Annotated in this window: 37 protein-coding genes; 13 read left to right on the forward strand and 24 right to left on the reverse strand. The window is 56.0% G+C overall.

Annotated elements, in window-relative coordinates; genetic code table 11:
• Both A9D60_RS11295 and A9D60_RS11300 read left to right on the forward strand, forming a co-directional pair.
• Positions 1-841, forward strand: an 841-nt coding sequence (locus A9D60_RS11295; protein WP_217492050.1) for a hypothetical protein, incomplete at its 5' end; no start/stop codon positions are given.
• Positions 842-994: 153 nt separating this feature from the next.
• Positions 995-1,312 (forward strand): hypothetical protein, encoded by a 318-nt coding sequence (locus A9D60_RS11300; RefSeq protein ID WP_141117893.1) that lies wholly within the window; start codon positions 995-997, stop codon positions 1,310-1,312.
• Positions 1,313-1,780: 468 nt separating this feature from the next.
• On the opposite strand, the gene A9D60_RS11310 is transcribed toward A9D60_RS11300, so the two are convergent.
• From A9D60_RS11310 to A9D60_RS11335, 8 genes are all read right to left on the reverse strand, one after another.
• Positions 1,781-2,092, reverse strand: coding sequence for an H-NS histone family protein (locus A9D60_RS11310; RefSeq protein ID WP_254656678.1), 312 nt, complete (start codon positions 2,090-2,092; stop codon positions 1,781-1,783).
• An 85-nt stretch (positions 2,093-2,177) separates the two neighbouring features.
• A complete protein-coding gene (locus tag A9D60_RS27345) occupies positions 2,178-2,564 on the reverse strand; it encodes a thermonuclease family protein (protein WP_083194164.1) in 387 nt (128 codons plus the stop codon).
• Complete coding sequence (locus A9D60_RS11320) at positions 2,561-3,220, reverse strand: hypothetical protein (RefSeq protein ID WP_065267697.1); 660 nt, start codon at positions 3,218-3,220, stop codon at positions 2,561-2,563. Before A9D60_RS11320 ends, A9D60_RS27345 begins: the two co-directional genes overlap by 4 nt.
• Positions 3,221-3,253: 33 nt before the next feature.
• Complete coding sequence (locus A9D60_RS11325) at positions 3,254-3,769, reverse strand: hypothetical protein (RefSeq protein ID WP_065267698.1); 516 nt, start codon at positions 3,767-3,769, stop codon at positions 3,254-3,256.
• Positions 3,770-3,833: 64 nt separating this feature from the next.
• The gene (locus tag A9D60_RS26580) at positions 3,834-4,178 is read right to left on the reverse strand and encodes a hypothetical protein (RefSeq protein ID WP_175392946.1); all 345 of its coding nucleotides are present in this window, start codon (positions 4,176-4,178) and stop codon (positions 3,834-3,836) included.
• A gap of 69 nt (positions 4,179-4,247) precedes the next feature.
• On the reverse strand, positions 4,248-4,484 hold the full coding sequence (locus tag A9D60_RS26585) for a hypothetical protein (RefSeq protein ID WP_175392947.1): 237 nt from the start codon (positions 4,482-4,484) through the stop codon (positions 4,248-4,250).
• Positions 4,453-4,611 carry a hypothetical protein gene (locus A9D60_RS26590; RefSeq protein WP_175392948.1) on the reverse strand — a complete coding sequence of 53 codons (159 nt, stop codon included), beginning with the start codon at positions 4,609-4,611 and terminating at the stop codon, positions 4,453-4,455. Before A9D60_RS26590 ends, A9D60_RS26585 begins: the two co-directional genes overlap by 32 nt.
• A gap of 18 nt (positions 4,612-4,629) precedes the next feature.
• Complete coding sequence (locus A9D60_RS11335) at positions 4,630-4,842, reverse strand: hypothetical protein (RefSeq protein ID WP_065267700.1); 213 nt, start codon at positions 4,840-4,842, stop codon at positions 4,630-4,632.
• A gap of 101 nt (positions 4,843-4,943) precedes the next feature.
• Here A9D60_RS11335 and A9D60_RS11340 point away from each other — a divergent pair, with 101 nt between their 5' ends.
• From A9D60_RS11340 to A9D60_RS11365, 6 genes are all read left to right on the forward strand, one after another.
• Positions 4,944-5,519 (forward strand): winged helix-turn-helix transcriptional regulator, encoded by a 576-nt coding sequence (locus A9D60_RS11340; protein ID WP_065267701.1) that lies wholly within the window; start codon positions 4,944-4,946, stop codon positions 5,517-5,519.
• Positions 5,519-5,839: a hypothetical protein gene (locus tag A9D60_RS11345; protein ID WP_065267702.1), complete on the forward strand. Its 321-nt coding sequence runs from the start codon at positions 5,519-5,521 to the stop codon at positions 5,837-5,839. The genes A9D60_RS11340 and A9D60_RS11345 overlap by 1 nt, the downstream gene beginning before the upstream one ends.
• A gap of 244 nt (positions 5,840-6,083) precedes the next feature.
• Positions 6,084-6,494 carry a hypothetical protein gene (locus A9D60_RS26070; protein ID WP_141117894.1) on the forward strand — a complete coding sequence of 137 codons (411 nt, stop codon included), beginning with the start codon at positions 6,084-6,086 and terminating at the stop codon, positions 6,492-6,494.
• Between the two features lie 218 nt (positions 6,495-6,712).
• On the forward strand, positions 6,713-7,159 hold the full coding sequence (locus tag A9D60_RS26075) for a plasmid fertility inhibition factor family protein (protein WP_141117895.1): 447 nt from the start codon (positions 6,713-6,715) through the stop codon (positions 7,157-7,159).
• Positions 7,159-7,536, forward strand: coding sequence for a hypothetical protein (locus A9D60_RS11360; protein WP_217492051.1), 378 nt, complete (start codon positions 7,159-7,161; stop codon positions 7,534-7,536). Before A9D60_RS26075 ends, A9D60_RS11360 begins: the two co-directional genes overlap by 1 nt.
• 24 nt (positions 7,537-7,560) lie before the next feature.
• Entirely contained in the window at positions 7,561-7,749 is a 189-nt protein-coding gene (locus A9D60_RS11365; protein ID WP_065267706.1) for a hypothetical protein, read from the forward strand.
• Positions 7,750-7,771: 22 nt separating this feature from the next.
• Here A9D60_RS11365 and A9D60_RS11370 read toward each other — a convergent pair whose 3' ends face one another.
• The 5 genes from A9D60_RS11370 to A9D60_RS11390 form a co-directional block, all read right to left on the reverse strand.
• Entirely contained in the window at positions 7,772-8,059 is a 288-nt protein-coding gene (locus A9D60_RS11370) for an addiction module antidote protein (protein ID WP_065267707.1), read from the reverse strand.
• Between the two features lie 2 nt (positions 8,060-8,061).
• On the reverse strand, positions 8,062-8,349 hold the full coding sequence (locus tag A9D60_RS11375; RefSeq protein WP_065267708.1) for a type II toxin-antitoxin system RelE/ParE family toxin: 288 nt from the start codon (positions 8,347-8,349) through the stop codon (positions 8,062-8,064).
• 69 nt (positions 8,350-8,418) lie between these two features.
• Entirely contained in the window at positions 8,419-8,712 is a 294-nt protein-coding gene (locus tag A9D60_RS11380) for a hypothetical protein (RefSeq protein WP_065267709.1), read from the reverse strand.
• Between the two features lie 11 nt (positions 8,713-8,723).
• Entirely contained in the window at positions 8,724-9,194 is a 471-nt protein-coding gene (locus tag A9D60_RS11385; protein ID WP_065267710.1) for a hypothetical protein, read from the reverse strand.
• Positions 9,191-9,391, reverse strand: a complete 201-nt coding sequence (locus tag A9D60_RS11390; protein ID WP_141117896.1) for a hypothetical protein — start codon at positions 9,389-9,391, stop codon at positions 9,191-9,193. The genes A9D60_RS11385 and A9D60_RS11390 overlap by 4 nt, the downstream gene beginning before the upstream one ends.
• A gap of 357 nt (positions 9,392-9,748) precedes the next feature.
• On the opposite strand from A9D60_RS11390, the gene A9D60_RS25485 reads away from it, so the two are divergent.
• Positions 9,749-10,519: a DUF3800 domain-containing protein gene (locus tag A9D60_RS25485; protein ID WP_254656679.1), complete on the forward strand. Its 771-nt coding sequence runs from the start codon at positions 9,749-9,751 to the stop codon at positions 10,517-10,519.
• A gap of 223 nt (positions 10,520-10,742) precedes the next feature.
• Here A9D60_RS25485 and A9D60_RS26080 read toward each other — a convergent pair whose 3' ends face one another.
• The 3 genes from A9D60_RS26080 to A9D60_RS11415 form a co-directional block, all read right to left on the reverse strand.
• A complete protein-coding gene (locus tag A9D60_RS26080) occupies positions 10,743-11,912 on the reverse strand; it encodes a hypothetical protein (RefSeq protein WP_141117897.1) in 1,170 nt (389 codons plus the stop codon).
• Positions 11,913-12,575: 663 nt separating this feature from the next.
• Positions 12,576-12,803: a hypothetical protein gene (locus A9D60_RS11410; RefSeq protein WP_065267715.1), complete on the reverse strand. Its 228-nt coding sequence runs from the start codon at positions 12,801-12,803 to the stop codon at positions 12,576-12,578.
• A 438-nt stretch (positions 12,804-13,241) separates the two neighbouring features.
• Entirely contained in the window at positions 13,242-13,430 is a 189-nt protein-coding gene (locus tag A9D60_RS11415; protein WP_065267716.1) for a hypothetical protein, read from the reverse strand.
• 980 nt (positions 13,431-14,410) lie between these two features.
• Here A9D60_RS11415 and A9D60_RS11420 point away from each other — a divergent pair.
• Both A9D60_RS11420 and A9D60_RS11425 read left to right on the forward strand, forming a co-directional pair.
• Positions 14,411-15,073 carry a ParA family protein gene (locus tag A9D60_RS11420; protein WP_065267717.1) on the forward strand — a complete coding sequence of 221 codons (663 nt, stop codon included), beginning with the start codon at positions 14,411-14,413 and terminating at the stop codon, positions 15,071-15,073.
• A complete protein-coding gene (locus tag A9D60_RS11425; RefSeq protein ID WP_065267718.1) occupies positions 15,060-15,365 on the forward strand; it encodes a hypothetical protein in 306 nt (101 codons plus the stop codon). Before A9D60_RS11420 ends, A9D60_RS11425 begins: the two co-directional genes overlap by 14 nt.
• 199 nt (positions 15,366-15,564) lie before the next feature.
• On the opposite strand, the gene A9D60_RS11430 is transcribed toward A9D60_RS11425, so the two are convergent.
• From A9D60_RS11430 to A9D60_RS11450, 6 genes are all read right to left on the reverse strand, one after another.
• Entirely contained in the window at positions 15,565-16,374 is an 810-nt protein-coding gene (locus A9D60_RS11430; protein ID WP_083194166.1) for an N-6 DNA methylase, read from the reverse strand.
• Positions 16,371-16,613 carry a hypothetical protein gene (locus A9D60_RS26090; protein ID WP_141117898.1) on the reverse strand — a complete coding sequence of 81 codons (243 nt, stop codon included), beginning with the start codon at positions 16,611-16,613 and terminating at the stop codon, positions 16,371-16,373. The genes A9D60_RS11430 and A9D60_RS26090 overlap by 4 nt, the downstream gene beginning before the upstream one ends.
• Before the next feature lie 448 nt (positions 16,614-17,061).
• Positions 17,062-17,484: a hypothetical protein gene (locus tag A9D60_RS26095; RefSeq protein WP_141117899.1), complete on the reverse strand. Its 423-nt coding sequence runs from the start codon at positions 17,482-17,484 to the stop codon at positions 17,062-17,064.
• A complete protein-coding gene (locus A9D60_RS26595; protein ID WP_175392949.1) occupies positions 17,477-18,124 on the reverse strand; it encodes a hypothetical protein in 648 nt (215 codons plus the stop codon). The genes A9D60_RS26095 and A9D60_RS26595 overlap by 8 nt, the downstream gene beginning before the upstream one ends.
• A gap of 37 nt (positions 18,125-18,161) precedes the next feature.
• On the reverse strand, positions 18,162-20,012 hold the full coding sequence (locus A9D60_RS11445; RefSeq protein ID WP_065267722.1) for a ParB/RepB/Spo0J family partition protein: 1,851 nt from the start codon (positions 20,010-20,012) through the stop codon (positions 18,162-18,164).
• Positions 20,013-20,248: 236 nt separating this feature from the next.
• A complete protein-coding gene (locus A9D60_RS11450) occupies positions 20,249-20,599 on the reverse strand; it encodes a DUF3768 domain-containing protein (protein WP_175392950.1) in 351 nt (116 codons plus the stop codon).
• A gap of 1,026 nt (positions 20,600-21,625) precedes the next feature.
• On the opposite strand from A9D60_RS11450, the gene A9D60_RS11455 reads away from it, so the two are divergent.
• Positions 21,626-22,090 (forward strand): hypothetical protein, encoded by a 465-nt coding sequence (locus A9D60_RS11455; protein ID WP_141117900.1) that lies wholly within the window; start codon positions 21,626-21,628, stop codon positions 22,088-22,090.
• Positions 22,091-22,680: 590 nt separating this feature from the next.
• Here A9D60_RS11455 and A9D60_RS11460 read toward each other — a convergent pair.
• Together A9D60_RS11460 and A9D60_RS11465 are read right to left on the reverse strand one after the other, a co-directional pair.
• A complete protein-coding gene (locus tag A9D60_RS11460) occupies positions 22,681-23,286 on the reverse strand; it encodes an SAM-dependent methyltransferase (RefSeq protein WP_065267725.1) in 606 nt (201 codons plus the stop codon).
• On the reverse strand, positions 23,283-24,614 hold the full coding sequence (locus A9D60_RS11465) for a DUF3560 domain-containing protein (protein ID WP_065267726.1): 1,332 nt from the start codon (positions 24,612-24,614) through the stop codon (positions 23,283-23,285). Before A9D60_RS11465 ends, A9D60_RS11460 begins: the two co-directional genes overlap by 4 nt.
• Before the next feature lie 703 nt (positions 24,615-25,317).
• Between A9D60_RS11465 and A9D60_RS11470 the strand changes: the two genes are divergently transcribed.
• Complete coding sequence (locus A9D60_RS11470; RefSeq protein ID WP_065267727.1) at positions 25,318-25,677, forward strand: helix-turn-helix domain-containing protein; 360 nt, start codon at positions 25,318-25,320, stop codon at positions 25,675-25,677.
• The last annotated feature ends 104 nt before the right edge of the window (positions 25,678-25,781 follow it).

Here is a 25,781-nt window from a genome sequence, read left to right on the forward strand (position 1 = left end):
CTGCGGTCAGAGCTGCGGTCAGAGGCCACGGATTGCCCTTTCGGCCCTCCTGATGGCGCTCCTGGCTCCTGCGGCTGTCTCTGCCGGAGACTGGTCCAGCTCCGGCAGCTTCGACCTGAAAGAGACCACTGAAATCCGCGAAAGTCTGGCCTCGGCTCCGGCTTCCTCCCAGGGCGGCTGGAACTTCGCCACGAGGGAAAGTGAGTGGGTTGCCCTCGATGCCTTTGAACGCTCGCGGCCGGGAAAGCAGCCCCCTGCCCCGGCCACCTTCCGCCTTCCCTCCGGCTCCAATGTCGAGCAGCTGTTTGCCCTCATCGCATTTGCTGAAGCTCCCGGCGGCCGCTATGACGCGATCCATCACGGCGCCAAGGTGAAGCCCGGCAAGAAACCCTCACAGATGACGCTTGCGGAAATCTACGCCTGGATCGACCGCACGCCGGGCCAGCCCCATGCCATCGGAAATTTCCAGATCATACCTTCGACATTGCTTAACTTGCAGAAACGTCTGGGCCTGCCTGACGGAACCCGGTTCAGTCGGGAGACACAGAACCGCATGGCCGCGCTTCTGATTTCTGACGCCGGGTATCAGAAGTTCGCGGCTGGCCGGATGTCACGCTCCACCTTCATGGACAACCTGGCGCGCATCTGGGCTGGCTTACCGCTCGCCTCAGGTAAATCCGCTTATCATGGGTATGCCGGGAACCGCGCAACCATCACGCGGGATTTCTACGGTGAGCAGATGGAAAGGATCTTTGGCTCCGGTAAGGCAACGGTGACCACTGCCTCCTCTGCTCCGATCACAAAGCCATCGGCCGCTGGCTGGACCGGACTTGGGCAATGATGCAGCAAGTTGGCAGATCCTGCAGCACGAAACAGACAAGCGCCAGGATTTAGGAAATCCACTTTAAGGCGAACTAGGCGACGGAAACAGACCGAGGCAGACCGCCCGAAACAGCTACAGTCCGAGCGCTTGTACGAGGTCTTCAAATGCGACATGAAAGCAGCGGACTATGCTCTGAAGGCGGCAGCTATGATTGTGGTGGCTGGCGCTCTCTCAGGAGGGGCTTACAGCGTGCTCAAGTCTGCCAGCAGCTTCGTGCATGTGCTCTTTCCGGTAGCCGGGTTTGCAGGCACCGCCGCCTTGCTGTGGGTTGCCTGTCAGCTCTTGTTTGCCTTTGCTCTTTCCCTGGACAAGTCAGGCAGACTTCGACGCGCCACGCACCTGGTGCAAGTGGTAGCGGCCATTTTCATCGCCGCTATTATCGGCCAGTTGTTCCCTCTGTTCATGATGATCTGGACCGCCGGCCTATGATCCGATCAACCCCGCCTCCACACCCGGTATTCGTCCAGCGTCCGGTAAAACTCACCGGACCTGATCCCGAGCAGGAAGAGAAAGTACACGGCAGCAAAAAGCCCTGACCAGACGCCGAAGATCGAGGCCCAGGATACGGTCAGAAAAAAGAGTGCGCAGTGTCCTGTCAGCTGCCTCTCCAACCCTTTGACTGCCTCGGTCTGAAGCCGGGGCGACTCTGACTGTAACACGTTTCCGGTTAATTTTCTGGGCGACCCTTGCTGCACCGGAACTGGCAGTTGATGTCCCCGGCTAACCTGCAGGGGTATCCAAAGCATTACGGGCGGCTCGGGCGGTGCAGACTTCAAGGGTTTTGGGCACTCCGCTCGACAGACCTGGCTCGAAATGAAAAGGCCAAGGTGTTTTTGAACACCTCGGCCTCTGTCTGTCCTCTGGTAGGAGCGGGAAATCTTGAGCCCGGTCAGCTCGTCATGTGATTTCCAGGTCTGTAAGGTCAGCTCCAGCTTGCAGTACCTCGTAGACCCATTTGGGTTTGCGGCCCCTGCCCGTCCAGGTTTGGTCTGGGTTCCCCGGGTTTCTGTATTTTGGGACCGCTTTCCCTTTCTGTCTTTTCACCGCTGACGGAAAAACGTCCTCCAGGGAAAATCCAAATTCACCTACGGCTTTTTCTGCCGCCAGATGCGCCGACCTCAAGTCTTCCTTCTGCCGCGCTTCAATCGCGTTTGCCAGATCAGCCTGCAGCTGCTTCAATTCGGCAGACGACATTGTATTCAAATCCATTGCCATTCCTATAACTTTGCCTCTGGTGAGCACTGAATAGTTTAGCGACTAAAAAAAATCCAGAATATCCTTTGCGCGTAGAAAATTACCCGCACCAACTTTGTCTCCGCCCTCCCCTATATGGGCGCGCTAATCCTTCGGAAATCAGAATACTGCCCAGGTCGTGCCCATGCAGAAAAATACGGGCAAGCCCCCTCCCGTATTTGTCCCGGCCAGGAAGCACAATGAACTCGACCGTTCCGGCTTCCCTAACCAGTTGACGAGCACGGCGTGTCGCTTCATCGCCAAGGGCTTTTTCATACCGGCACCGCGGCTTGTATGTTTCCGGGGTGTCGTAACCCACAAGCCGGAACCGATCGTTTCCAACATCGGCCGTGTCACCGTCGATCAGATATATGTCCCGGCTGCTTAACGGTGCCGCCTGGGCCACGGCGGCCGAGACTAGAAAGAGTATTGCAGCAAGGAACCTCATGCCCGGGCCTCGAAAACACGTTCAGCTTTATTGGCTGGCAAGCGCTCTCCCCTGTGGTTCAGCGGCCACCCGCTTTGATCAGTATCCATTTCCAGCTCGGGGGCGAGATAGAAACCCGGCGTCCAGCGTTCAGCACCGCAAGAGCACCGCTCCAACCGATCTGTCGCTCGCACTATCGGCAGATCGTTCTTGAAGCGCGGCCAGCCAAGCGTTGCAAAGCCGGCGCACCTCATGCTTCCTTTTCCACCCACTGGCTTGAATTCGCATTCGTGTTCTCTTCCACCGCCAGGAAGAGTTCTGGAGGGCAAGGAAAATCCGGCGCGCACTATTTGCAGAGGGTTCACGCCGACCAAAACTCCCACCGCAATCAAGGTGATGAAAATAAAAGGGTAGCCGTACTGGAGCATTGGCGCCTCTTGGATCACCACTGAGACGTCAGCTGCTGCCACTGCGAGCAAGCCAGCTCTGAAAATGTCGAAACAGAAGTATGCGAACGGCGCTGTAAGCATGTTTGCCAGCCCGAAGTCGCCAAGGCGCATGTTTCGCAGGGCAGCTGCCATACAGAAAATTGCGACACCGCAGAAAAACCAAGCATACCCGATGTAAGGTGCGGCGACTCTGGCCTGGTCGAGGACGACCCAAAAATCTTGAAACATTCTGAAACCTATATGCCTATGTGTGATGCCCGGTTAGCGAGCTTTGGAAATCACCCCGTCTGTCCGGATCGCCGCGAAGTCTGAGGCTGTTCGCCTGGACATCTCCACGCCGTCTCCTGACATGATCGCTTCGACGTGATCTGTCACTTTGATCACGGAACCGTCGGCCTCGATGGCTGTTAGATCTCCATCCCGCGTGTGGGAAACAGAACCATCGGCCTTGATGCGGATCCACGCGCCGTTGACCTGTACAGCTACCTCGTAATCATCGGCCTTGATCCCTTGCCAACCTTGAGCTGGATCCCGGCGCAGGACTATTTGATCCGGGCGCATTTTAATTTGCACGTCGCCGTTTTCAGTTTGGTCAGACGCTTTGACCACCACGAACGCCTCTTGCTCGGCCGGATCCCGGTGAATAGACGCGTTGCCATTTCTGGGCGGCCACAGTTTGGCGGCCTCCCGCTGGTTTCCTGACTGGTCCCTGTGAAATCCGATGTACATCTGCGCCGAACGCCAGGTCCGGCTCAATCCTTCAGACAACATGTTCATGATTGCCAATCCTCATATTGCAGGTCAGTGACCCTGCGAAACTCTTTGACGCCGCTCACGAATTTTAGGAGTACATGTGCTGCGCACGCTTGTCGGACTTGTAAATCGGCCAATCGCGCAACCTTTCTAGTCCTATCTCGGATTGTCTCTCTCTTGATATTTGAACAAAGAATGACGGTGCTGGCAGGCTACGATGGAGCTGTTCCAATGTTCGTTTCGACCAGGCGCGGGTTCTGAAAAACTTCCGGACGCTAACAGCACGTTGCTCGACTGTATCCAGAGCCTCCTGAAGGCCGTCACAGAACTCGTCATACTGCCCTTCGAGCGGGCATCCTTCCACCTTGTATCCAAGGTTCTCAAGGTTCTTTCGAATGGCCCAATAGCGCACGCCGCGATCCGGTCGTTCCATTATCTCGCGGTCAAATTGCTTCCAGAATTCTCTATGTGCTCGCATTTCTTTCAGGCTATTCTTTGACAATCAGGCTACGCGCCGATGCCGTTCCTGGCAGAACATCCCACCGGGGACCGCGGCCTCCATCGTGAAGCCCAGCTTCATTGCCATTTCATAATCGACACACGGGATTTCCACCCCGTCATACTCGATGTTCCAGACGGTAGAACCGTCACTGAGGATCAATTCAATCAATCTGATCATCGTCCTGCCTCCGGGCGTCAGTTGGAAATCAGCGGGTGCCTTCGCGGCGTTCACGCTCATATTCTTCGACGGTCAGGCCGCGGCGGTAGGCGTCAAGTTCTTCATGAAGTTCATCGAGACCTGTCTGCTCATCAAGGCTGCGTCCCTTCTCCAGTTCTTCGGACCATTCTTCAAAGCGTTCTGTCATGGCTGCCTCCCTTGGGCGTCAGTTGGAAAATTTGGGCTTGATGCTGGGCAATGTGCAGGTCGAGCCAGCTGGAGTCTGGTCAGCGCATTGTTCCGGTTGGATCGTGTAGTCCCAGTGCATCGGGATAATAAGATCGGAGTCACGAATTGCTTGTCGCGCCTGGCTAATGTCAGAGAACCCGTCCCAGCGCTGCACCTCTCGGCCGCCATCGGTGAAAACGATTTTGAACATGGTAGTGCCTCAGGAAAAATCCGGGTTTCGTCTCTTGCATCACTAATATCACACCTATATCATGCTTGCAATGATATAAGTGTGATACAGATGGGGAAATCGTGAAAAGAGGCTTTATCCGCTCTTTCAAATCCGGGCCGACCCTCCGCAGCCAGAAGGCGGCGCTTCGAGCGGCGGGCCTGGATGTCGATGACCCATTTGGCCCGGTCCATTCCGAGGATAGGGAGGTTGCGATTGCCAGTCTGGAGCCGGGAGATGTTCTTGTGGTGGCTTCAGCGTCCTGTCTGGGGTTCTCCGCGCGCGATGTTCTCGAAGCTCTCAGTGAAATTGGGAAGCGCGGCAGCTCGGTGCTGGATCTCGATACATCCGAGACTGTTTCGATTCATCCGGATGCCGTGCCTGCTTTGGAGTTTGCTGCACGCGCTGAGAGTAGCAGCCGGGCTGCGGCTTTGTCTCGCGCGCGGCAGGCCCGTCGGGAAAGCGGCAACCTAGGCCAAAAACCCTTTGAGTGGTCCGCGGAGAAGATCCACACTATCCTCCAGATGCGCGGTGAGGGGGCCACAAACGCCCAGATCTCAGAGGCCGTGGGGGCCAGCATCGCTACATTGAACCGAAAAATTCGAGAGCTGCGCGACAACGGCAAGCTCAGTGACACTTCCAAGAAAGGCGCTGATTGATGAATGAAATTACTGAACAGGTGCTTACCGAGCGGATTCAGGATCAAGAGCGGATTATCTCTAATCTGCGGGAGCGGCTTCAAGCAGCCGAAGAAAACAGCGCAGACTATGTTGTTCGGCGCCTCAGGCTCCACGGTACAATTCTCCTGCACGTAGCTGGCGACATGCAAAAGTACGAAGGCTCCGTTAGAGCTGAAGGACTGAAACGAGTTGGTGAAGACCTGATCAGCCAAACTTGGGATCTCGACAGCGCTCCGTTGGCAGAGGATGTGAAAGTTGCCGTGAAATCTGCTTGCAACAACGGTTTGTACCGGTGGTAATCTACCCTTCTAGGAAAGGTGGATAGATGAGACTTCTGGCGTTTCTCTACCTGATGGCGGCCGGTGTTTCCGGTGTGATCTTGGGAATCGAACTACATCAGTCATGGAGCCATGGCGCTGTACTTTACAATCCTGGTGGCAAGCTTCTCTTCTTGATGTGGCCAGTAGTTTTCCTGGTCGGGTCGCACCTTTGCCTGAAGGCCTCCCTGTCCGCCAAGTCAATTTCCAACAGAGGTGCAGAGCGGTGAAAGAATTGGAACGAAGGCGAACTGTCCTTCAGGCTAGTGGAATTCGCGTCGTCTATTTTGGCGATTTCTACTATCTGGGCCTTCCTGGGGTCCGCATACTTGAGCCAGAGCAAACAGATAGTGGTGCATGGGAAGCTTGGACAGCTTTCACCTTAGACGCTGACCAATCAAAAGAAGAAAAGCTCGTGGAGTTGCACACTGACGATGCAGGGATGACGCCCGAACTGTTTTTTCATGTTTTGGCTGGAATTGAGGCAGGATTTTCAGCCGGCCTTTCTTGTGGGCGGTCAGAGGTTCAGAATGCAGCGAGCTATGCCTTTAAGGCGCTGTCCGGCGAACTGGATGTCGGACCTCTGTGCGAAGTTGCTGCTGATGCCCTAAAAGACTCCAAGAAAGGTGCAGATTAGTGCTCAAAGGATGGCGAGACTTAATCTCATCCAAGAAAGTGGATGAAGGCCATGTATGGGACCACGTTAAGCCTGTACTGGAAGCGATAAGAGTATCGCTCCCAGCGTATCGCGAGCTACCAGTTGTAGATCCCTCAACTCGCCGACCGGCGGTGTTCGAAATTTCGTCTTCTCGTGCTGTATGGGAGATCCCACTGTCAGGAGGTCGCGCTTGTTTCATGCGTGTTGACCGCACGAACTTTGGCAATGAAAATCAGTTCGTTGTCTTCGTTCGAGCAAGTGACTTTTACGCAATTTGGCGAGCGGTAGAGTATACTAAGGGTAGAGAAGAGCCAGATCGACCACCTGAGTTATCAAGAATTCCGCTTGATCGTAAGTGGGGCTGGCAAGCGAAATGCTGGGCGGAGGGCAAGTCGAATCCAGTACCTCTTGCAAATGTCACATATCACCCAGACTACGGAATTGGGTTCAACGACGGCATTACACGAACGCTTTGGCTGCTTCACAACAAAGCACCGATTTTCCCGGTTCTTGTGCGCGGGCAGGACAGCGCTTTTGGACTGCACGAGACAGTAGGGGATAGTGACATGGCGTGTGAAAGCCTTGAACAACTGTTTGTGGATTTCTACCCTCCCCAAAAGAGTGCAACCGAAGGGACACGATGATGGCATGGGACGGCGTAAAAATCACTCCGGACGAAGTTGAAAAGGCAGTTCGAGAACGGCTTGAAATTGAGGTCGTAGATGACCCAGCAGATATTCTGAAGCTCATCGAAGATGAAACCCAGGAGCTTTGGTCAGCCTCATACCGCGATGGAAAAGAAATAAAAGCTGCTGTCGTGCTGGTTCGATGGGATGATGAATGGTGCAATCTGAAGGTGCTCACAGAAGATGAAGGACCGGTGGCGACCGCTGTGCCGGAAACCATCCTCGACATGCTTACCCCCACAAGTAACCCGTTCGCGCAAGAATGGCGGGATGATTGCCGGAAAATTTCCTCCGGCGTGTCCGCCGTTATCCGCCCTGGCGGGATGATCCGCTAAGCAGTTCCAAGAAAGGGCCGGTGAATGACCGCCGATACTCCAGACCAGAGCATTGACACCATCTCAGATCAGGCGGATCTCTGGGCCTTTTGGAACGGCTTCGGCGATGCTGACGAGCTGAAACAATGGGGTGAAAATGCTGAACGTGAAAGACTGGGTGAACAAGCTTCCCAATCGGGGCAGATCGCCCAGTCCTCGCAGGGCAATTTCTAAAGGAGGAGTTGAAGGCAGGGAATTAAACCCCCGCCTCAACTGTCACTTTCATACCAAGGGCCTTCATCACACCCAGCACAGTTGAGAGCTTCGGATCGCCCGCCTCGGATAAGCCCTTGTAAAGCGCCTGCCGCGTAACGTCCGCAGCTTTGGCAATTTCAGTCATGCCACGCGCGCGGGCAACAGTTGCCATGGCGTTCTTGATATATGCCTCGTCGCCAGTTTCGAAAGCCGCAGCCAGATATTCGGCTTGCGCCTCGATAGTATCCAGGTACTCGGCCGCATCGAAACGTGTTGTCTTGATCGGCATGTTCAAACCTCCTTTGCCATTGACACTGCGCGGGCGATGTCCCGGCGTTGTGAACTTTTATCTCCACCGCACAACAGGATGATCAGGATGTCCCCGCGCTTAGCAAAGTACACGCGGTAGCCTGGCCCATAGTCGATGCGCAGCTCCCCTATTCCATCGAAGAACTTCACGTCGCCCAAGCCACCTGCTTCTAGCCGCTCGATCCGCATTGCGATGCGGGCAACAGCACGCCGGTCTTTCAGCTTACGCATCCAACGCGAAAATTCTTCGGTCTGCTGAACCTCAATCATGTGTAAACTATAGGAGACACGCTTGATAAAGTCAACCACAGTTGACAGTTGTGCCCTCGCTACCCTGTGTTAGTGCCGCCAGTTGTCCCGGCCATACTTCCGACCGTTGACAGTTAGACGGTCATGTCCATCTATCGGCACGTCCTCATGAACAAGGCGGCCATCTTCCCTGATCCGGTAGATACTGGCAGTCGTGTCATCGAACCCGAAGCCGTAGATCACAAACTGCCAATCCCCCCTGCCCTGCTCCCTGACCTGGTAGTATCCCCCGAAGTTTCGGCACTGGTATTCCCCGGCCCACCATTGCGCGCCGGGTTTTGCTTTTTCTGTCTCGGTCATTGGAATGAGATCAAGCTGGCTCATGACTGGCCTCCCTAGAATTCAAAGGTCACATCGCCGTTGAGAAGGATTTTCCCGATTGCGTAAGTCAGGCGGCTCCCTTCTTCCTCTGCCTCGTCCTGCAACCCTTGCCACTGCTCATAGAGGTGCGTTTGACAGTCGGCTTTGCAGCTGACGGGCCGGTCCATGCTGTCGAAAATCTGGTACTTCGGCTGCGGCGCCTCAGCCAACAGCGTGCGATTGGATGCACAAGACTCCGGAGACCAAACGCGGCCGTTGTAGCTGATGTGCGCGATGTGATGCCCACTGTCGGTGAACACATCAGCGCTTCCGAATTGCGAATGTCCGAGGCCCGCCTTGTCCCGTGCCTCGATGTAGGCTCGCTGGCAATCGTTCAAGTTTTCCCTCCCCCGGATCCACTTGGTGCCGGGCACCGCGACCTCGCGCCCGGGATGAATCTCGAACCGCACCGCAAGGGGGCTTCCGTTGCTGCTCTGCCCGCTCATGCCGCCAGCTCCCCCGTCTTGATAAAACGCATAGGGTCTCTTTCAACGATCTGACACTGGCCCTCGGTATGGCCTTTGGAAATCGCCTTGGCCCGCATCCCTGCCAGATTGGCCGGCAGAATAGCCGCGCCCTGAGAGAGCGCGACTGCGTAGGTGTAGATGTCGTGACCTGCAAACATATTCGGCTCGACCTGCAATCATCCTGATTTTTGGCCCGAATTAGCTGACACTATCGCGGGTCTCAAACCCGGATTGTCTGCGAATGAACCCACATTGGCTGCGTCCAGCTTGCAATCATACAGGCGAACCCAGATTATCTGCGAACGGTAGGCCCGGTGGAGAACTTGGCCTATGCAGACTGAACGACAGCAAGCGCAGCAACCGCCGCCGGCAGCACGATTCATGAACTGGAAAGATGCCGGACAGACCTGCCGTTTACCGCTTCTGCCATCACTGATGATGCACCAACGGGCTTGACTTGCGGGCAATATGCCCTCATATAGGGGCTGAGGCGCAAGCTTGTATTGCCCTCTTTCCGAGGCCCACGCGTAAGCGTGGGCTTTCGTGCTTCTGGAGGTATTTTGACTTACGTAGTTTACCTAGACGAATTTGGGCACATTGGTCCCTACATAAGCAGAACAGATCCCCGACACAATGATAGCCCAGTATTTGGCTTGGCAGGGTTTGCCCTACCAATCAATGAAGTGCGGGGATTCGGCACTTGGTTCTACCAGCGCAAACAAGAACTTCTTGCGTTCGAAATTGACCGCTCCGGTACACATCCCGCCATTTGGGAGAAGAAGGGGGCAAGCCTCTATACTGTAACCAATGTTACCAAATATCCAGAGCTTCGCCGGTTCACGTTTCGGCTCTTCAACAAGATCGATAGCCTCGGTGGCTTTCTGTTTTATGTTGGCGGTACAAAACCTCGCCCCCCCGAGGAGCATAATCCGAACCAGCTTTATCGAAGCGTCCTGAGAGAAGCGATCAAACGCCTCAACCAGCACTGCGAAGAAGACTGTGATCCGCAGGAGAATTTTTTTCTTACACTTGACGAGCATGATCAACGTGATGCGCTGATCACTGAAGCTGCGATAGCGATGTATAAGCCCGCGGAGCCTCGCCGCCATCTCATCGAGCCACCTTTTCAGGTAGAAAGCCATCGGTATCAGACAATGCAAGCGGCAGACTGGATCGCAGGGCTTGTGGGGCGGTTTGGTGCGGTTTGGAAAGCACCAGCAGAATACCAAGAGAATGAAATTTTCAGGACATACTTCGAAGACCGATTAAATCAGAAATCAATTCGTAGTGGGATTCGAAGCTAAGGCTGTCCGATAAATGCAGATACTCTCGTAAATTCTCTGCAACTGCCCGCATTGCAAACTGGGCTTTCAGCTCCCCCGCTGCGTAGATCACTCATGTCACAGCTCCATTTTCCGAGCCGTGAATCATGCAGTGCGGCGGAAATCAATGCATCCTGACCCCAAGGGAACCACTGTTGGCGCCCCTCTGCTGGGGCGCCTTTCCTAATTTGCCATTGTGCACCATTTACGGCCACATGGAGTCAAACTCGGCCTGCGTAAGTAACTCTAAGTAGATGCGGCCCTGGTGCTCGTTTTTTGCTCCATCGGCTCCGTTCCGAGCCTTGTCACCAATTAGCCCTTTGACGCCGTCGCGCCCTGCGTGCGTGCAGGGCCAATTGACGTTGCCTTCTGCTCCGTGCCACCCGAAGTTTCCTGGTTTACCCCGGCTACCTCCCGTGCCTGGTTTCCCTGGGGTTGCCAAAAACTGAAACGCCAGCATTTTCGAGATCCCAGCAGCCGTTGACATCAAAATGAGGTTTCCACCTTGGATCCCGTCCTCAGCATCTCCTCCGCGGCCGGCCCGGCCACCATCACCACCGTCACCTCCGCGACCAGGTCCTGCAGCACAATGCAAATCGACAAGCAAATGAGCTTTAGTTACCGATGAACTACCTTGCGCGCCGTTTCCACCATGACCGCCATCCCCGCCGTCCCCGCCGTCACGTCCATCTTGACCGTGAGTTTCAAACGTTAACGCTGGGTAATTTTGCTCTGGGTCATTCGGATCGGTAACCTCGATTTCGTCGAAGGCTATAACAAATTGACGCATTATTCGCGGTTGGTCCGGACGAGAGCTTGTTCCATGTGTTCCGTGTGTTCCATCCGTTCCACTCTCGCCGACCCCTGTTCCGTTGATACCGTCAGCCGCTTTGGATGGTGTAGAGGGTTTAGGGGCTTTCGGGCCTGGCGAAACAACTATGCCTGCGCCACTTGTCGGGGTCCGCACTACCACCTTTCGAGCAGCAATGACGACAAGATTCTCACTCGGTAGTAGACCGGCGCTGGTGCCTCCATCGATAGTTAAAACCGCTCCATCTTGAAGCGCCAGAACGTCGCAGCGGATCACTCGGCTATTCTGGATATGTTCTTGGCCCTCAATAGCCAGAAGGTCATGAACTTCGTCAGCGCTCTGAATGGCTGACATCGTTTCATTCTTATCGAAGTGCCCTTTCTGATGCCCTGAGACGGCCAGTAGTGCTCCGATTGCATGGGCGCCATGCTCAAGTTGAACATTATACTCAAAATCTGGAAAGCTAATACTAGGAGCTTCTTGGAACAGCCCTCCAAACTTAGGGCCAAAGATAGTTCTCGCTCTTTCCTTGAGTTCACTAATTGATTCACCCGCGCCACTCATTACTAAACCTCCTCTGGTTACACTTTATATTCCCCAAGTAGAGCGAACGACGACAAGATCAATCAACCTTAATGCTGCCCATCCTGAGCCGTTCAAACTGAACTGTTCGCCTGCTTTGTTTAGGGTGCCCGTCCGTTGAACCCGACCTGTTCCGGCAGGGCTTGGCCTGTTATGCTGCTTTGGCAGCGTAACGCCAGGGAAGGAGCTCGTTCAGTTGTGTGATTTGTGGTCTGCGATTTGGGCGAGAACCCATGTTAGCCAAGCCTGAGGCTCGTCAATGTGAGTTTAGAGCCGATCTTGGAGTGTTTGCCAAACGTGGGTTTCCTAGACGCCAGGCCGCCGTCGAAACCCCGCCCAGAGACCTTGAATAATCCTGTCCTGAAATCGCGTCCGGATATCTACGTTCGGTGAAGCAAGTTGCAGACGGGAAGTCAGACGGGTGCAGGTGTATGAAAACATGTGGTAAAACCTATTCGCATTTAATGTGAGCCAGGGCGGATGATTGCAAGCCCGTCGCAAATAATGTGGGTTCATTCGCAGATAATTCGGGTTTGGGGTGCCGGATAGATGCAAATAGTTCGGGCTGAAAATCAAGATGATTGCAGGTCGAACCGGTTATGTTTGCAGGTCACGACATGTAGAGGTGTGTTTCCCAATGGCGCTTCATGCCGGCACCTCAGCGCTGAACACTACGGTTTCGCCTTCGACCTTGTAAGGAACAGCCTTGGACAGCAGTTGCTCGATGGCGGCGGCCGGGACGTCGGCAAAGGTCGCACTGACGGTCTGAAGCATCCGCTGCCGATCTCCCTCAAAGGAATAGGCGTTGATGGCCCACGCGATAACGCCGGGGGTGTGAACTGCAGGAGAAGAACCGAGGCGGTATGTTGTCATTTGAGTGCTCCCTATCTGTGGTGCAAGAAAATCAAGGCTGGATGCAGGACAGCCGCCGAAGGCGCCTGCCCCTGCATCCCTGCCTCGTGGCGAACAGCGGTTGGGGGCGAGACAAGCGCGCGAACCGCAGGACGGAGGAAAATTTGTCCCGCGAGGAATGGGCCAAAGGCCCAGGGGAAATTTTCCTTTGGGCGAGGAACTTGCGCGCTTGTCCGAGGGGGAAGGCAGCGTCTTCCCCCTAACCAGGGGGCGTTCGGCTTGTCCGAATCCCCCCTGCCCTACCGGTGAGAATGTCTGGGCCGGGGTGAGCGGGCGCAGCCCGTCGATCCCCTGCCCTGGCTAGATCATCTATGTGATCAGCGGTTTCGCTGATCTCTTGTTCCTGATGCCCATCCTGTAGCAAACAATTGGGCGGCCGGAGCCGCCCAATTCTGGACTTCAGGAGCTGGCATCCTTCTTCGGGAAAGCAACCATGTCCACGTTCGGGAACATATCGTGTTTGACGGTGATCGCGGTGATGTTGCCCTTCTCGTCGGTGCTGACGAAGGCAACACCGCAGCGGTTCCAGTAAGTCTTGCCGTCTTTTTCGTTTGCCTTGACGTTAAGGTTCAGAGTTTGAGAAGGCATTTTGTGATCCTCGCTTTGAGTGTTTCGATGAACATGGAGGAAGCGGGCTCAAAGGGGATGTCAGCTGAAAATTTGATCCGCGAGGAATGGGCCTTAAGCCCAGGGGAAATTTTCAGTTGAAGCAAAGCGATCATTCCCGGCTGCCCGCTTAGTGTTCATCTTTGAGAAACACAGATTGGCGAGGATCCTTATGGCTTTGGTCTGAAGTTGCGTCTCGGAGGCTGAAGGCAAGACTTGCTGGAACTGCGGTAGAATTGTGAGAGTCCAGCGGCGGTGAATAGGGCAACATCACCGCGATCACCTTGAGCGCGCCTTTTTCAACCGTAACCTGGTTGCCTTGCAGACCTAGGGACAGCTGAAAACACGGTCAGGCAGGTAGCCGCAGGCCAATCATTAACAGGTAACACATAACAGAGAACTGTTATTGGTAGCCGTTCTCCAGGCTGCTTGCAGCCTGCGCAATGCGATCGTCACCCGAAGGGCCGATACAGCCGTGTGGAAACGACCATGGCGCAAAACGCGTCAGCTGGCCCTTTGGGACAGATGAGGTGTTATTGCCCCAGGGAGTTCCACACGGTTGGATCGGTGGAGCGCCGCCTGCGGCGCGGAATAGAGCGCGGTCCCGCGTTCACGCGGGATGCGCCCCGAAACCAAGTCGATGCTAAACTAGTGCCAAATCCGGAAAGGCAGAACCCATACCCCATAACCCTTACCCCTTAACTCCTAACTCTTAACTCTTAACTCTTAACTCTTAACTCTTACCTGTTAATTGATCCTTTTCTTTAACTCAAACCCGATCCACAATGTTGCAAAATAATATTTATTTATAGCACATTAAGGAGTGACCTTGCCCAATATCAGCGGTCTCATGTGACCACCACGCTATAGTCTCAATGGCACACAGCAGACAACAACGCTTAACAGTTTACACATAACTATTAACACCTTATAGGTGAACAAGGCAAAAAAAGGATCGAGCAGTGACCCAAGTAATCAGCGTTGTTCAAGAGAAAGGCGGGGCAGGGAAGTCTACCCTCCTCATAGCAATTGCATCACTAATGGTAGCGGATGGCGCCAAAGTGGCCGTCATCGACACAGACCCACAACATACCCTTTCGGACTGGGCCAAAAAAGAAAGCACCGACGTTGATTGGGCGGTTGAGGAAGACGACGAACGGCTAATTCCAACACTTCGCGCTCTCAAGAAGAGCGAGCCGGCTTACGATGCGATTTTTGTGGACACCGCCGGTTTCAAGTCGGCTATGGCTGTTTATGCAATCAACGCATCCGGCCTGGTCTTGATCCCTTCGAAAGCCACTGAAACCGATGCCAAAGGTGCAATCAAGACATTCAGGCATGTGACCAGTGTGGCGGACTCGATGGATAAAGACATTCCTGCCTATGTCGTCATGATGGACGTGGATCCGGCAACCAATATCACAGCGGCTACCTTGGAATCCCTGGATGACCTTAAGATACCCAGGCTAAAAGCCATGTGTGCGCACCGAACAGGCTTCAAGGAAATGATGAGCACAGGCCGAGGACCCGAGGGTTCAGCAAAGAGGTCGGCACAAACTGTGTTGGCTGAAATGCAGATGGGTGGTCTGATCGATTTCTACGGAGGTAAAGATGGCAAAGCTTAAAGTTGACCTGGGCCTTGATGATACCCACGAGGAGAAACCTGACGCGGAGGCGGAAATTCTCCGCCAGCTTTCAGCTTCTTTGCCAAGCCCATCTAAAGCTAAGACCGGATCGCTAAAGACTGCCCCGCGCGTTCAGTTCGCATTTTCCAACGTCCCTAAGCCGATCAAACAGGCATTCATTGATGCAGCCGAGGCTAAGGGCATGGGTATGAAAGAGTTTTTGTACCACTGCTTGCGGGCAGGAGGCGTTGATATCCCTCCAATGGAAGAAATAGACGGTCGCCGCAGGTAACAAGACATAACACATAATAGGTAACTGTTAAGAGTCACCTTTGCAGCCTTCTTTTCGCCGCGCAGCGGCTCAGGCGCCGAAGGCGCCAGTCCAGGAGGGCAGGGCCTTTAGGCCATTCCCTCCTGTGACATCAGAAACGGCCGGCCTTTTCCTTCAGCCAACCGGCGGTAAAAAAGGTAGCTGTTTCGGAAACTCACCCTCAAAAGAGGGTGAGCTGCTGACCGGAAATAGCTGGACTGTCGCCCAGAGTAGCAAGCCGGTTTTTCCGTTCGGCCTCGGCTTGTTGCTCTCGCTGGGCTGCTTCAGCTTCAGCTTGCTGTGCCTGTTCTTTCTGTTTGGCAAACGGATCTCCATTTGCCGCGAAAAACACAGGCGCGGCGGCGGTGTAGGCGCTGGTGAATACCTCAAGCGAAAGGCTATTGCCGCAAATGATCTTACCAGCCAGGCCACGCGCGGCGCATTGGACATAGCACATATGGAAAGTCGGACGGGACAGCTCCACAGCTTCTACCCAAACAGAAGTTTCCAGCTTATGACCCTTGCCCTCGATGACGTCCGCGATCGCCATAAGCATTCCACCTGCGCCTGCAGCTGGTTCCTGAACGGTGATAAATCCCTGTTCGGCAAGCTTCTCGTCCACATCGGTTAGCGAGATTTCCGCCATCATGCGCGACACTTCGTAGGGCGTAAAAAACTGGCCAAGTTTAGCGTCCAGAACTTCCAGCTCACTGGCCGCCATGCCCAGAAAATCGCAACCACCATTGCCGATTTCACCAAGGGCGATCCCTACCATTTCCGGCATTTTGCGCACATCGTCCTTGTCTCGGTAACGGGCAACAACGCTCATATATTGGGCTTCCAGGGCTTCGCGCTGATCAGGAAACGGGCTGGCTTTCTTAGCCAGCGCGCAATAGCTCATTTCGCAGAAGTCAGCGAAAACCTCTCTTCGATGCTTGGAACGGTCTATATCGTTGAGAAGGCGCACAAATTCTTTTACCGCTGGGTTCATTCCGCTGCCTCATCGGCGGCGGCCTGTTTAAGGTCTTTTTCCAGTTCGGCAGACGGTTCGATGATCGGAAATTCATAGGTTTCTACTTCGTGGCCGCAGTCATCACAAACACGGCTGTCAAAGACTGCGGACAATTCCCAATCCTGAATTTCATCGACCCATACTGCTGTTGCGTCGGCCTTAATGTTTTGGCCTCCGCATTTTCCGCAGTGAACAGAGACCGGGGCTTTACACGGCATTTTGTACTTTCCTGTGTGGTGGTCCCATTTCGATCTGGATGCCGAATACTTGGGACAGGGATTGCGGGAAGGACCGCGCAGCGGCCCTCTCCTGCAAACCCTGCTCCCGGCCGAGGGCAGGAGGGGGACCCGTCAAGCAGAGTGCCGGGCCGGAAGGGGAGGGGGATCACCCATCCTCGCAGCGCGGCGGAGCCGTGACCGAGGTTGGGGAAACCCCTTCCGGCCCGAATAGCGCTCTGCTTGACGGGGGAACCGGCGGTTCCCGGATCTCCCTGGGGCGTTCGGCTTAGCCGAATCCCCCAGGGCACTAATGGGAAAGTGCCATGCCGCTGCTGCGGCATGACCGCAGCTCATGTGATCGCCGTGCAAGCACGGGGATCTCCGCAAGAAAAAAAACCCCACCACAAGGGCGGGGCTAGTTGGTTCCTTCACCACAAAGGAAAAAAGGTTAGCCAGGATCGTGAACAGCGCGCCAGTTCGCACCCTGGGGAATTTCATCGGCTGAACGTCTCAGCATCATCGCTCGGTTCTGCAGGGCCATAATGATCGGCGTTGATGGGTGATCGCCACGCTTGCCTCGCTGGGGTCGCTGCAATCCGGTTGGGCCTTTCCTGTACAGCCAAAGTGCAATCTCAATGGCTTCAAGATCCTGTTCAATTTTGATCATCTCCAGCGGCATACACATGCCATGGGTTTCCAGATCGCGGTGGCGTTTTTGAGACAGCCTCCGCCGGCTTAGCTGCCAAGCGCATCTGCTCCATTCTGCAACATCACTCCACCAAAGGGCAGTTCCGGGCGTCCGATAGGCAAGGCGTTTCGCTACCGAACGCAAGGATTGGCAGGCTTCAGACTTGGCGGTGAAATCAGGCATGGATTTCCTCGTCCAGTTCTCCAAGGCGCAGGAAAAGTCCGGACGCCCGCACTCGGTCCTGCATAGCCTCAGTGCGGTCTTTGTTGCTGGACGCCGCTGCTTGCAGATGATGATAGGCAGCATGGCGTTCGGCCAAAGGAAACGCATCAGGGTCTTCAGCAATGTCGCGCGCCTTTAGGATCGTCACGAAAAGCTCGGACGTTGCAAAGAGGCTGCCTTTCCGTGCGCCTGATGCATCCGTGCGTGACAGCGGGAAGGGCGGGCGTTTCAGGTCGATCCGGCCTTGGCTGTAGCTGTGCAGAACGCTTAACAGATAGGACGGGTCAGCAGGGTAGGGCGCGCAATCCCATGCCCGCCGCACAGCACGGCGCTCGTCGTTTGGCAGTGCGTCGATCAGGCGGCGGGCTTCGCGCCACTTCTTGGCACGGCCACTGCGATCCCGCACCTCTTGCGCCTCCCACTGTTCAGCCCGCTCCTTCATTATCTGGTCCTCAGTTGGCTGTTCTTCGGCAATCTGTTCGGCAAAGAGTGGTAGGTTCTCACGCTCTTGGCGCTGCTTGCGGCGCAGTGCGGCCCGTTTACGTTCCGTGTCGGTGAAAGCGTGGCGCGGCCAAGGTTTGAATCGCATGACTATCTCCATAGGTGGGGCAGGGCGCGTTAACGCCCTGCCAGCGGCCTTATTCCATGCCCTCGGGCAACCATGCGTCGATCTTCGCGGACTGCTCGTCGGTGACGTTGTGCGCCTTGCGTGTCTCAGCGCTGGTAAACAGGCTTTCCAGCTTTTCCGCCTTCTCGCCTTTTTTCAGCTTGGCAAAGCTCGTTGCAGTCGGGTGATCTTCGGCAAGGTCCAGCAGGTCGCGCCAAATCTGGTTCATGTAGGGACCACCCACGCGGCTGAAAAAGTTCTCAGCGGTCGGCGTCCAGACTTCGCGGATGCTGGGCTTTGTTTCCTTGGCAATCATCGCCGCCAGCTTCGCATCACCGCCCTGATATTGGGCTGCAAGGAAGCGGGTCAGTTCGCCGCGAATATGCTCTGCGCCTTTCTTGCGGAACGCCCGAAACGATGCGCCAAGGTCTTTGGCATCGTACATATCGCGGGCCGGGTTCGTGGTCAGCCGCTCGTCCAGTTCATAGCCTGCCGCCTCAGTGCTGGGCCAATTCGGCACATAGCTTTGTGACAGGCCGAACGGGTTGGACCACCGCATTTCATGGCTTAACTGATAGGCCAGAAGGTCAATCATCAAGTCCGGATCGCGCAGGATCGCGTGTTGCTGCGCACCCTTTGCAACGCGGTTCAGGTCGTCGCGCAGCGCCTGAGAAATCGGAGACTTCGGCGTTGCAGGGGCGGCGGAACCGGCTGACGCTTTGAGAACACCCGCTGCAACGGCGTCTTGCTTGTCTTCGGGTCGGACCATTTCGCCAGAGCGCTCCAACACGCCTTGATGGTTCACATAGATGTAAAGACCGGCATGGGCTTTCTGTGCCTCGGAATATTCCCCGTCGATGATCTTCTGCAGGTCGGCAAGCTCGGCCTGTCCGTCCTCGTCCAGAACTTCGCCCTCTGCCAGTTCGGCAAGCTCGTCATAGCGCTCCGACTGTTCTTCGCTCAGATCAGCACCTTCGCTGTAAATACGTTCGTATTTCTCCAGCCCCATCGTGTAATGGCACAGGTAATGCTCGGTGATGGGTTCGACCCATTTCCAGCCTTCGGCCTGTGCGATTTCGCGGGCAGTATCTTCGAGCGCAACCTGAAAACAGCCATCCAGAATTTCCGGGCTGTCATACAGCTTTTCCTCGGCAAACAGATCGCCGCCCATTTTGCCGCCTGCTTCGGTGTAGGCATCATCGCCCACGAATTTCACACGGCGGTCAGTCGCTTTCACGCTGGCGGGTTTCAGTTGCTTTTTAAGCTGGTGATCTGACCAGTTCTCGCCGCGCACCCGGTCCAGTACGGCAAGGGCGTGGGCCTCGTCGTCACAGATCGTGAAACATGCCGCCATGCTCAGATTGATTTCCTGTGCGGCCAGCGCATCAAGAACTGGCTCCGGCAGATCGGCCAGAGCAAGGCGGCGGTAGACGTGCTTTTCAGTCACGCCGAAATTGGTGGCAATGGCGCTGACGTCTTTGCCCTCGGCGCGCATTTCGCCAAAGGTGCGGATTTCCAGAGCCGGGGGCAGGTTCTTGCGGACCACGTTTTCCATCTTCGCCCAATCGGCGGCGGTTTCGCGGTCGGGTGCCAGCATCACCAGCGGGTTTGCCAGTTCGGGCCGTACCTTGGCAAATTCCGGCTTTGTCTCGGCCAGATACTGCAGGGCGCGCAAACGGGTGCCACCAGCAACAATCTCGACCCCGTCCAAATCCTCGGTATAACCGGAAAGGCACTGGATCATGCCCTTGGCCCAGAGGGTTCCTGCAAGGTCTTTAATGTCCTGATCCGGTACTTCCTGACGCGGATTCATGGGGGAGAGAGTCAGTTTTTCCAGCGGGAAACGGGCTTCGAGGGGTTTGATGTTCTCGTGCTTCGACATTTGGGCATTCCTTGTAACGTGGTGAATTTTTGTGTTATTGGTGCCCCAGCCCTTTTGGGCTGAGGCGTGGCCGCTTAGGCGGCTCCGTGTGATTTCAGAAAGGCGAGGCCGATCTTGGCGGAGAGACCTCCCTTTCTGATCAGCGCATAGGCTTCACGCTTGCGCAGATTGATCTGTTCAATGCTCATGACTTCACCTCCCTCCCGGCGCGGTAGCACCTACGGGCTTTGCCGATTTCAGTGTTCGTGGGGCAGGTAGATGGTGAGCACACGCCGCGTATCGTCATCGTCAAGCGGATCGTCTGCGGCGGCATCGTAAGTTTTGTTGTAGAGGCTGATTGCCCAGAAAACTTCCGTCTCGTTGACGTGGACAACACCAAACGAGTGATCACCGCTCGGATCGTTCAATTGGCTAAAGTCCGTGAATTCAGCGACTTCCTTGGTCGCAAGGGAAACAAACAGCATCCCTTTTTCCTCAACGCCACCGCTGAAAATCACCTGCCCCTCATAGGTCTGATGCCCTTGGAATGGGATTGCAGCGCGGAAAGCATCGTTCGCTTCCGCGATTGCAGCCGCTTGAATGGACATGTTGACGACGGCACGGGAACCGCAGGCTGAGCAAGAGTCAGGCACCATAGAAGTCAGCGTTTCCGCTGCTCCGCACCCGTTGCATTGATATAAAGCCATAGTTGGCCTCCTAAGTGGTGATGCGGTGGCCGATGTTCGCCCGACCTATCCGCGTTCGCTTCGGTTTGTTCCAATGGGTCAAGGAAACGACCCATTGGCCCTGACGCCTGCCACCCGCACCCATCCGCGTTTTTCCCCGGAAGGGAGGGGGGGCGACAAAAGAGGTGTGGCGAGGCTTCAGCTGGTTTCGATCCAGCCGAAAAACGGAAGGTTCGCCCGCTTGCGGGTGAAAGCCGTTTTTCTGCTTGAAGGCAGGAAACTCAAAATGTGATCCGCGCAGGCGCGGATCTCTTCTGCGCCGTTCGGAGCCGGCTGAAGCCTCAGAACAACTCGTCGCCCCCCTGACCGCCGGGGAAAAGCAGCGCAGCAGACCGCCCATGGCGGGCTGCGATCACGATAAGCAAACATGCCGGGGCAGGGAGGAGCGGGCGCAGCCCGTCGATGCCCTGGCACGACCCCAAGTATATGCAATCCGCGCGCCCCGCGCGGATTTCCCCTGTCTCTTGCACAAGGCGTAGCGAACGACCGTTACCCGAAGGGCGGAGACAGCCTGTCTTGATCGACCATGCGGCCGCGGCGGCAAGCTGGCTCGGAGAGACAGATTCCGGCGCACTTGAGCCGCAGGGAGAACGGGGCAGGGTGGCTCCGGCCTGGTGCCGCCTGCCGGCGCCAGGCTAGGGCGCGTTCCTGTGCTTCAGCACGGGATTTGCCCACTTCGGAATGACATTTCATCAGAGATGCGGCGAATAGTTTTTGCCGACACACGAATAGAGCTTGGTCCCGGACAGGACTGTTCTCTATCTATCGCATGTTGCTTGAGAAGACCAACTTCTGCCTAAATAACTGTAATGTAACCTAGATTTTCCGATATCCATATCTTAGTTCCCTTCAAGAACCCAGACCAGAAGACTTAAAAAGGGAATACCTATGTTCACGGCACGTATCTCTAACAATTCCACTACTGGAAACACGTCGGCTGTATTTTCACTGTTGCAAGACGAACGAACCGACCGAGTGACGTTCTTCGCAAGCAAAGACGAACCGACAACAGATTTTCTATTGGGGCATGGCATTGCCGACAATCTGCCGCTCGTGGCGATCTTGGCTGAGGGCAGAATGTTGGGCCCAGTGAAGATGTTTGTGGTAGGCGACAGCACCAACTTCCTGATGGCCAATCGGATGCAGCGGGCGGGAGAAATTAAAGAAGTTACAGATGAAGCAGTGAGAAGCGGCAAGGCCCACTTTTCAAGAACCCGCGCACCGTTTACGGCTCATCTTTCGCCTGAAGCTGCTGTGGAGGTGTTGAGTAAACTCGAAACGGAACTGTTGACCTCGGAAACAGTGAACGATTATCGAGCGATGTTGAACAGGACGAAGGCTGTCTGGAAGTAAAGCGCCTGGTGGGAATCCGAGCGCAGGGCAAGTGCATTTACAACAGCTGGGCTTCACTGTCGTGGCCTGTTCGCGGCTTAGTGCCCTGCGAGACTGTTTGGAATCTCGGGCTGTTGGGGCAGTTTCTCCGGCGGGCTGACAGCGTTTTGCGTAAGCCACTCGCGGATCACAACCCATCTGTCTTGATGGGAAGGTGGCCGTCGCCAGTTGAGGAGTTCAGCCGCTTTTCGTTCCAGCTCCGGAAACCACTGTAACTTGAGCCGCAGTTTGTGTTTCCTGGACCAGGATCGAAATGGTGTCAGCCAATCATCTTGGGCATGAATTTCCAAAGCCTCTTTGAGGTCTTGCGGGATGGTATTGGGCCATTCTCTCATAACGGAGCAAATACATTGCTGGCTGGGTAGGGAGCAAGGACGCAAATTCAGGCGCCCGCTCGGGCCGTAGAAACGGCCCCCCTGCGCGGGCAGCGCCAGTCCTGCAGTATCGGGGCTATTGCCCCGGTGCTGCAGGGCAACAAGACCCCGGCAAGATAGAAAAACCCCGCCGGAGCGGGGTAATCTTCTCAGCCGATCCAAAGAAAAGGCAACGCCTCAACCAATCCGGAACCGTATTATTTTTGTGTGAACTTTTGCCGTTGAAAAAGTGTCGTTTGGCAGGACTTCCAATTCCTCGGCATCGTCATGGCTGAAGGTGATAGGAACCAAAGCCACCAGGGTTGCAGGTTCATCGTGCCCGCCCTGGCCCAGAAGAGAAAGAGCCGCGGCGATGTGCTTCCGGACATCTCGAAAAGGCGGGTTCATTATGATGCGAGGAAACGCGGCCCGGCCTTTCACCTCGCCCGCGTACTCCAGAAAGCAGCGGTTGATTGTCGGCGCGATGCCGTAAAGCGATGCGGCAAGTTTGGTGTGGCGCTCGATCAGCGTCAGCTCCTGGGAACTATGCCCCGAAGCGATGAGGGCGCGCGCCAGCTGGCCGGTTCCTGCGCTTGGCTCAAGCGTCAGATAGTCCCCCACAGGGCCGAGGTATTCCACCATCCGGCGCGCTACGTCGTCGGGGGTAACGTGGCATTCGGTCACTTTGTCCACGGTGATCACCTCGGGGGTCTCGATCTTCGCCAGGGCTTCGGGTTCCCGTCGCGCCCTGACCGGAATGGTCAGGGGCTTTTGCGGGCGGGTGTAAATGCTCGGGCGGTTCACTGTGCCGCCTCCATATCTGCGAAGCTGGCGGGGGCCTCGTGCTGCTTCTGGTCAGTGATCAGGATTGCAGCCCAGCCAGCCGAATAACGCGGCCCCTCGTGTTTCGGGTTTGGAGCAATCCGAACCCGGAAGTTGCCGCAGATCGAAAGGCGGGTTCCACGCTGCTCGCTGTGGATTTTTGCATATTCCGCCTTGGTCAGCTCGACCTGAGGTAAAATCATTTCCTCACGGCGATACGGGTTCACCAGAGAAATCTTCCCGCTGGCGGCCTTAAAATTCAGGATCGGCGGCTTTGCCGGTTTTTTGGCCGGGGGAACGTAACCGCAAGACTGCATCAGGTCACGCCATTCATCGCCCGAAAGCTCAACGCTTGTGCCTTGCGCGATGTGAGCGGGCAGGGGGGCCTTGCATTCGACGGTGAAGAGGTCGCTATCCACTTTAGCTCCCTTCGGTTTGTCGGCCCCATGCTCGCGAACGAACATTTGCAGGAGCGTCGGAGTAATCTCACCCTCAAATCGCGGCACCTCCCCCAGCATTTCCCGCTCATAGGAAAGGCGGTTAAGGGTGTGGGAGATCCAGCGCGCCAGGTTGTCGCTTTCGATGATCGAGCGCGCCCCAGCCATGGCCTTCTCCCGTGCGTCCTCCGGGGTGATCTCGCCGCGGTCCACCGAAGACCACAGATTGAAAGAGTGCATATCACTGCGGCCAAGGAACAGCTTGATTTGCTCCGGCGTGGTTATCTTCTCCCACAGTTCCAGCGCCTTGTGCGCCGTGTTCAGGTTGCGCTGCAGGTCACGCAGCTCCGCCAGCAGGGTTTTAATCCGGCGCGCGCGCACTTTAGGGTCGTTCTTATAGTTGGCGTGACGCTCCACACCCTCGGCCCGATACTGCCAATAGCCGATGGCGTTATGAGCCTTAGCAGCCTTGGACAGGGCGTTATCCATCCGCTCCTTGTCCTTGCGCGCTTTCCGTTCGGAATGGTGACCGATCAGGATAGGCTGGCCGAACTCGAAACGCTGGGAAATATCGCGCGCAGCGCGGGAGAAAGCAGAGGCCTGCGCAGCGCGTTTGTCTGCAAGGGCGTCCAACCGCTCGGCCTTCATCTGCGCACGCTCCGCGAGCGTGGTTCCTTCCGGTTCGATCTCGCCCGCCAATTCAAGGGCCAAGTCCTCACGTTTGCAGGACCACTTGGGAGCGACGAAAAGCTCCTGTTTCGGCGCCCATCTGAAACCGGCGTCCTTTACCCGCTGAAAAGTTTCATCATCCAGCCGCACGGACGGATAAAGACGGATTTTGTTGTCTTCGGGCGAATAGGTGGCTGTGATCATTTATTTTTCCTCTTGTGGTGTGACGGTGGGGCTTGATGTCCACTTTCCGCCGATGGGCGCGGCCTCTCTGCACTGACCGCTGAAAGACCCCGTGTCTTTCGGCTGGCAGAGCAGGGAGGGCGCAGCCCTGCCTGCGGCCTGGGACGGGACTGTCACGGGGTTGAAGGGAGGCTGGCGCGGCCCGCAGGCGCAGCCGAGGACACGGGCCTCCCGGAAACGGCGCGCGCAGCGCGGCGCTTGCCCCTTGACCGGCCCGGCACAGGATGCGGGCGGACCAAACAAATGAATGATGCCGGGGCAGGGGGGAGCGGGCGCAGCCCGTCGATGCCCTGCCACGACCCCTGAAACATGCAAACCGCGCGCGTCGCGCGGATTTCTCCTATCTCTTGCAAAAGGCGCAGCGAACGACCGTGACCCGAAGGGCGGAGACCGCGTGACCTGGTCGACCGTGCGGCCGCGGCGGCAAGCTGGCTCGGAGAGACAGATTCCGGCGCACCCGGGCCGCAGGGAGAACAGGGCAGGGGGGCTCCGGTCTGGTGCCGCCTGCCGGCGCCAGGCTAGGGCGCGGTCCCGTGCTTAAGCACGGGATTTGCCGAACCGGCTAACTATCGCGTGTTCATCCCTTTCCATCTGCGATCCAAAGTTGATCTGAGGCAGGAAAACGCTAAAGAAGCACCACAAAATCTGCCAAGAAAGTGAAGTCATGAACCCGATCGACCAGCATGTAGGAAAACGCATTCGGCACCGGCGCTGGATGAAAGGCATGTCACAGCAGGAGCTAGCTGTACACTGTGATGTGAGGTTTCAGCAGGTTCAGAAGTATGAGACCGGTGCCAACCGTGTCAGTGCATCAAGGCTTTGGGAGATTGCGGAAGCACTGGACGTTCAAGTAGCCTATTTCTTCGAAGGTCTTGACGGCGGCACGCCCTCAGGAGGTGATGCCCTCGCCGAAAACAATCAGTTGCTCGCCAAAGAAGCAGTGGATCTGGTGCGGACCTACTACGGGATTCCGGAGAAAAGCCGTTCACATCTGCTTTCTTTAGCAAAGACACTGGCCGCTTAGCGCGAATAATATTCTGGCACAGCCAGTCGATGACCTGCCACGGCCTACGGAACATGCGATCCGCGTATCCAGCGCGGATCTCTTCTTCTTCGAACGGGCAAAGT

This window comes from Leisingera sp. JC1, from assembly GCF_001679925.1.
In the GTDB taxonomy this organism is placed as follows: Bacteria; Pseudomonadota; Alphaproteobacteria; order Rhodobacterales; family Rhodobacteraceae; genus Leisingera.

What these genes read in the sequence shown, in the direction of transcription:
- A9D60_RS11470 (WP_065267727.1), top strand. Translation starts at nt 25,318, where the DNA reads ATGAACCCGATCGACCAGCATGTAGGAAAACGCATTCGGCACCGGCGC.
- A9D60_RS11465 (WP_065267726.1), bottom strand. Translation starts at nt 24,614, where the DNA reads ATGATCACAGCCACCTATTCGCCCGAAGACAACAAAATCCGTCTTTAT.
- A9D60_RS27345 (WP_083194164.1), bottom strand. Translation starts at nt 2,564, where the DNA reads ATGAGGTTCCTTGCTGCAATACTCTTTCTAGTCTCGGCCGCCGTGGCC.
- A9D60_RS11380 (WP_065267709.1), bottom strand. Translation starts at nt 8,712, where the DNA reads ATGAGCCAGCTTGATCTCATTCCAATGACCGAGACAGAAAAAGCAAAA.
- A9D60_RS11365 (WP_065267706.1), top strand. Translation starts at nt 7,561, where the DNA reads ATGACCGCCGATACTCCAGACCAGAGCATTGACACCATCTCAGATCAG.
- A9D60_RS11385 (WP_065267710.1), bottom strand. Translation starts at nt 9,194, where the DNA reads ATGAGCGGGCAGAGCAGCAACGGAAGCCCCCTTGCGGTGCGGTTCGAG.
- A9D60_RS26095 (WP_141117899.1), bottom strand. Translation starts at nt 17,484, where the DNA reads ATGCCTGATTTCACCGCCAAGTCTGAAGCCTGCCAATCCTTGCGTTCG.
- A9D60_RS26585 (WP_175392947.1), bottom strand. Translation starts at nt 4,484, where the DNA reads ATGAGCGTGAACGCCGCGAAGGCACCCGCTGATTTCCAACTGACGCCC.
- A9D60_RS11310 (WP_254656678.1), bottom strand. Translation starts at nt 2,092, where the DNA reads ATGGATTTGAATACAATGTCGTCTGCCGAATTGAAGCAGCTGCAGGCT.
- A9D60_RS26595 (WP_175392949.1), bottom strand. Translation starts at nt 18,124, where the DNA reads ATGGAGATAGTCATGCGATTCAAACCTTGGCCGCGCCACGCTTTCACC.
- A9D60_RS26090 (WP_141117898.1), bottom strand. Translation starts at nt 16,613, where the DNA reads ATGCCGTGTAAAGCCCCGGTCTCTGTTCACTGCGGAAAATGCGGAGGC.
- A9D60_RS11325 (WP_065267698.1), bottom strand. Translation starts at nt 3,769, where the DNA reads ATGAACATGTTGTCTGAAGGATTGAGCCGGACCTGGCGTTCGGCGCAG.
- A9D60_RS11410 (WP_065267715.1), bottom strand. Translation starts at nt 12,803, where the DNA reads ATGACAACATACCGCCTCGGTTCTTCTCCTGCAGTTCACACCCCCGGC.
- A9D60_RS11320 (WP_065267697.1), bottom strand. Translation starts at nt 3,220, where the DNA reads ATGTTTCAAGATTTTTGGGTCGTCCTCGACCAGGCCAGAGTCGCCGCA.
- A9D60_RS11450 (WP_175392950.1), bottom strand. Translation starts at nt 20,599, where the DNA reads ATGTCCATTCAAGCGGCTGCAATCGCGGAAGCGAACGATGCTTTCCGC.
- A9D60_RS11300 (WP_141117893.1), top strand. Translation starts at nt 995, where the DNA reads ATGAAAGCAGCGGACTATGCTCTGAAGGCGGCAGCTATGATTGTGGTG.
- A9D60_RS11345 (WP_065267702.1), top strand. Translation starts at nt 5,519, where the DNA reads ATGAATGAAATTACTGAACAGGTGCTTACCGAGCGGATTCAGGATCAA.
- A9D60_RS11425 (WP_065267718.1), top strand. Translation starts at nt 15,060, where the DNA reads ATGGCAAAGCTTAAAGTTGACCTGGGCCTTGATGATACCCACGAGGAG.
- A9D60_RS11370 (WP_065267707.1), bottom strand. Translation starts at nt 8,059, where the DNA reads ATGCCGATCAAGACAACACGTTTCGATGCGGCCGAGTACCTGGATACT.
- A9D60_RS26080 (WP_141117897.1), bottom strand. Translation starts at nt 11,912, where the DNA reads ATGAGTGGCGCGGGTGAATCAATTAGTGAACTCAAGGAAAGAGCGAGA.
- A9D60_RS11360 (WP_217492051.1), top strand. Translation starts at nt 7,159, where the DNA reads ATGGCATGGGACGGCGTAAAAATCACTCCGGACGAAGTTGAAAAGGCA.
- A9D60_RS11335 (WP_065267700.1), bottom strand. Translation starts at nt 4,842, where the DNA reads ATGTTCAAAATCGTTTTCACCGATGGCGGCCGAGAGGTGCAGCGCTGG.
- A9D60_RS11455 (WP_141117900.1), top strand. Translation starts at nt 21,626, where the DNA reads ATGTTCACGGCACGTATCTCTAACAATTCCACTACTGGAAACACGTCG.
- A9D60_RS26075 (WP_141117895.1), top strand. Translation starts at nt 6,713, where the DNA reads ATGCGTGTTGACCGCACGAACTTTGGCAATGAAAATCAGTTCGTTGTC.
- A9D60_RS11445 (WP_065267722.1), bottom strand. Translation starts at nt 20,012, where the DNA reads ATGTCGAAGCACGAGAACATCAAACCCCTCGAAGCCCGTTTCCCGCTG.
- A9D60_RS26580 (WP_175392946.1), bottom strand. Translation starts at nt 4,178, where the DNA reads ATGGAACGACCGGATCGCGGCGTGCGCTATTGGGCCATTCGAAAGAAC.
- A9D60_RS26590 (WP_175392948.1), bottom strand. Translation starts at nt 4,611, where the DNA reads ATGACAGAACGCTTTGAAGAATGGTCCGAAGAACTGGAGAAGGGACGC.
- A9D60_RS11375 (WP_065267708.1), bottom strand. Translation starts at nt 8,349, where the DNA reads ATGATTGAGGTTCAGCAGACCGAAGAATTTTCGCGTTGGATGCGTAAG.
- A9D60_RS11430 (WP_083194166.1), bottom strand. Translation starts at nt 16,374, where the DNA reads ATGAACCCAGCGGTAAAAGAATTTGTGCGCCTTCTCAACGATATAGAC.
- A9D60_RS11415 (WP_065267716.1), bottom strand. Translation starts at nt 13,430, where the DNA reads ATGCCTTCTCAAACTCTGAACCTTAACGTCAAGGCAAACGAAAAAGAC.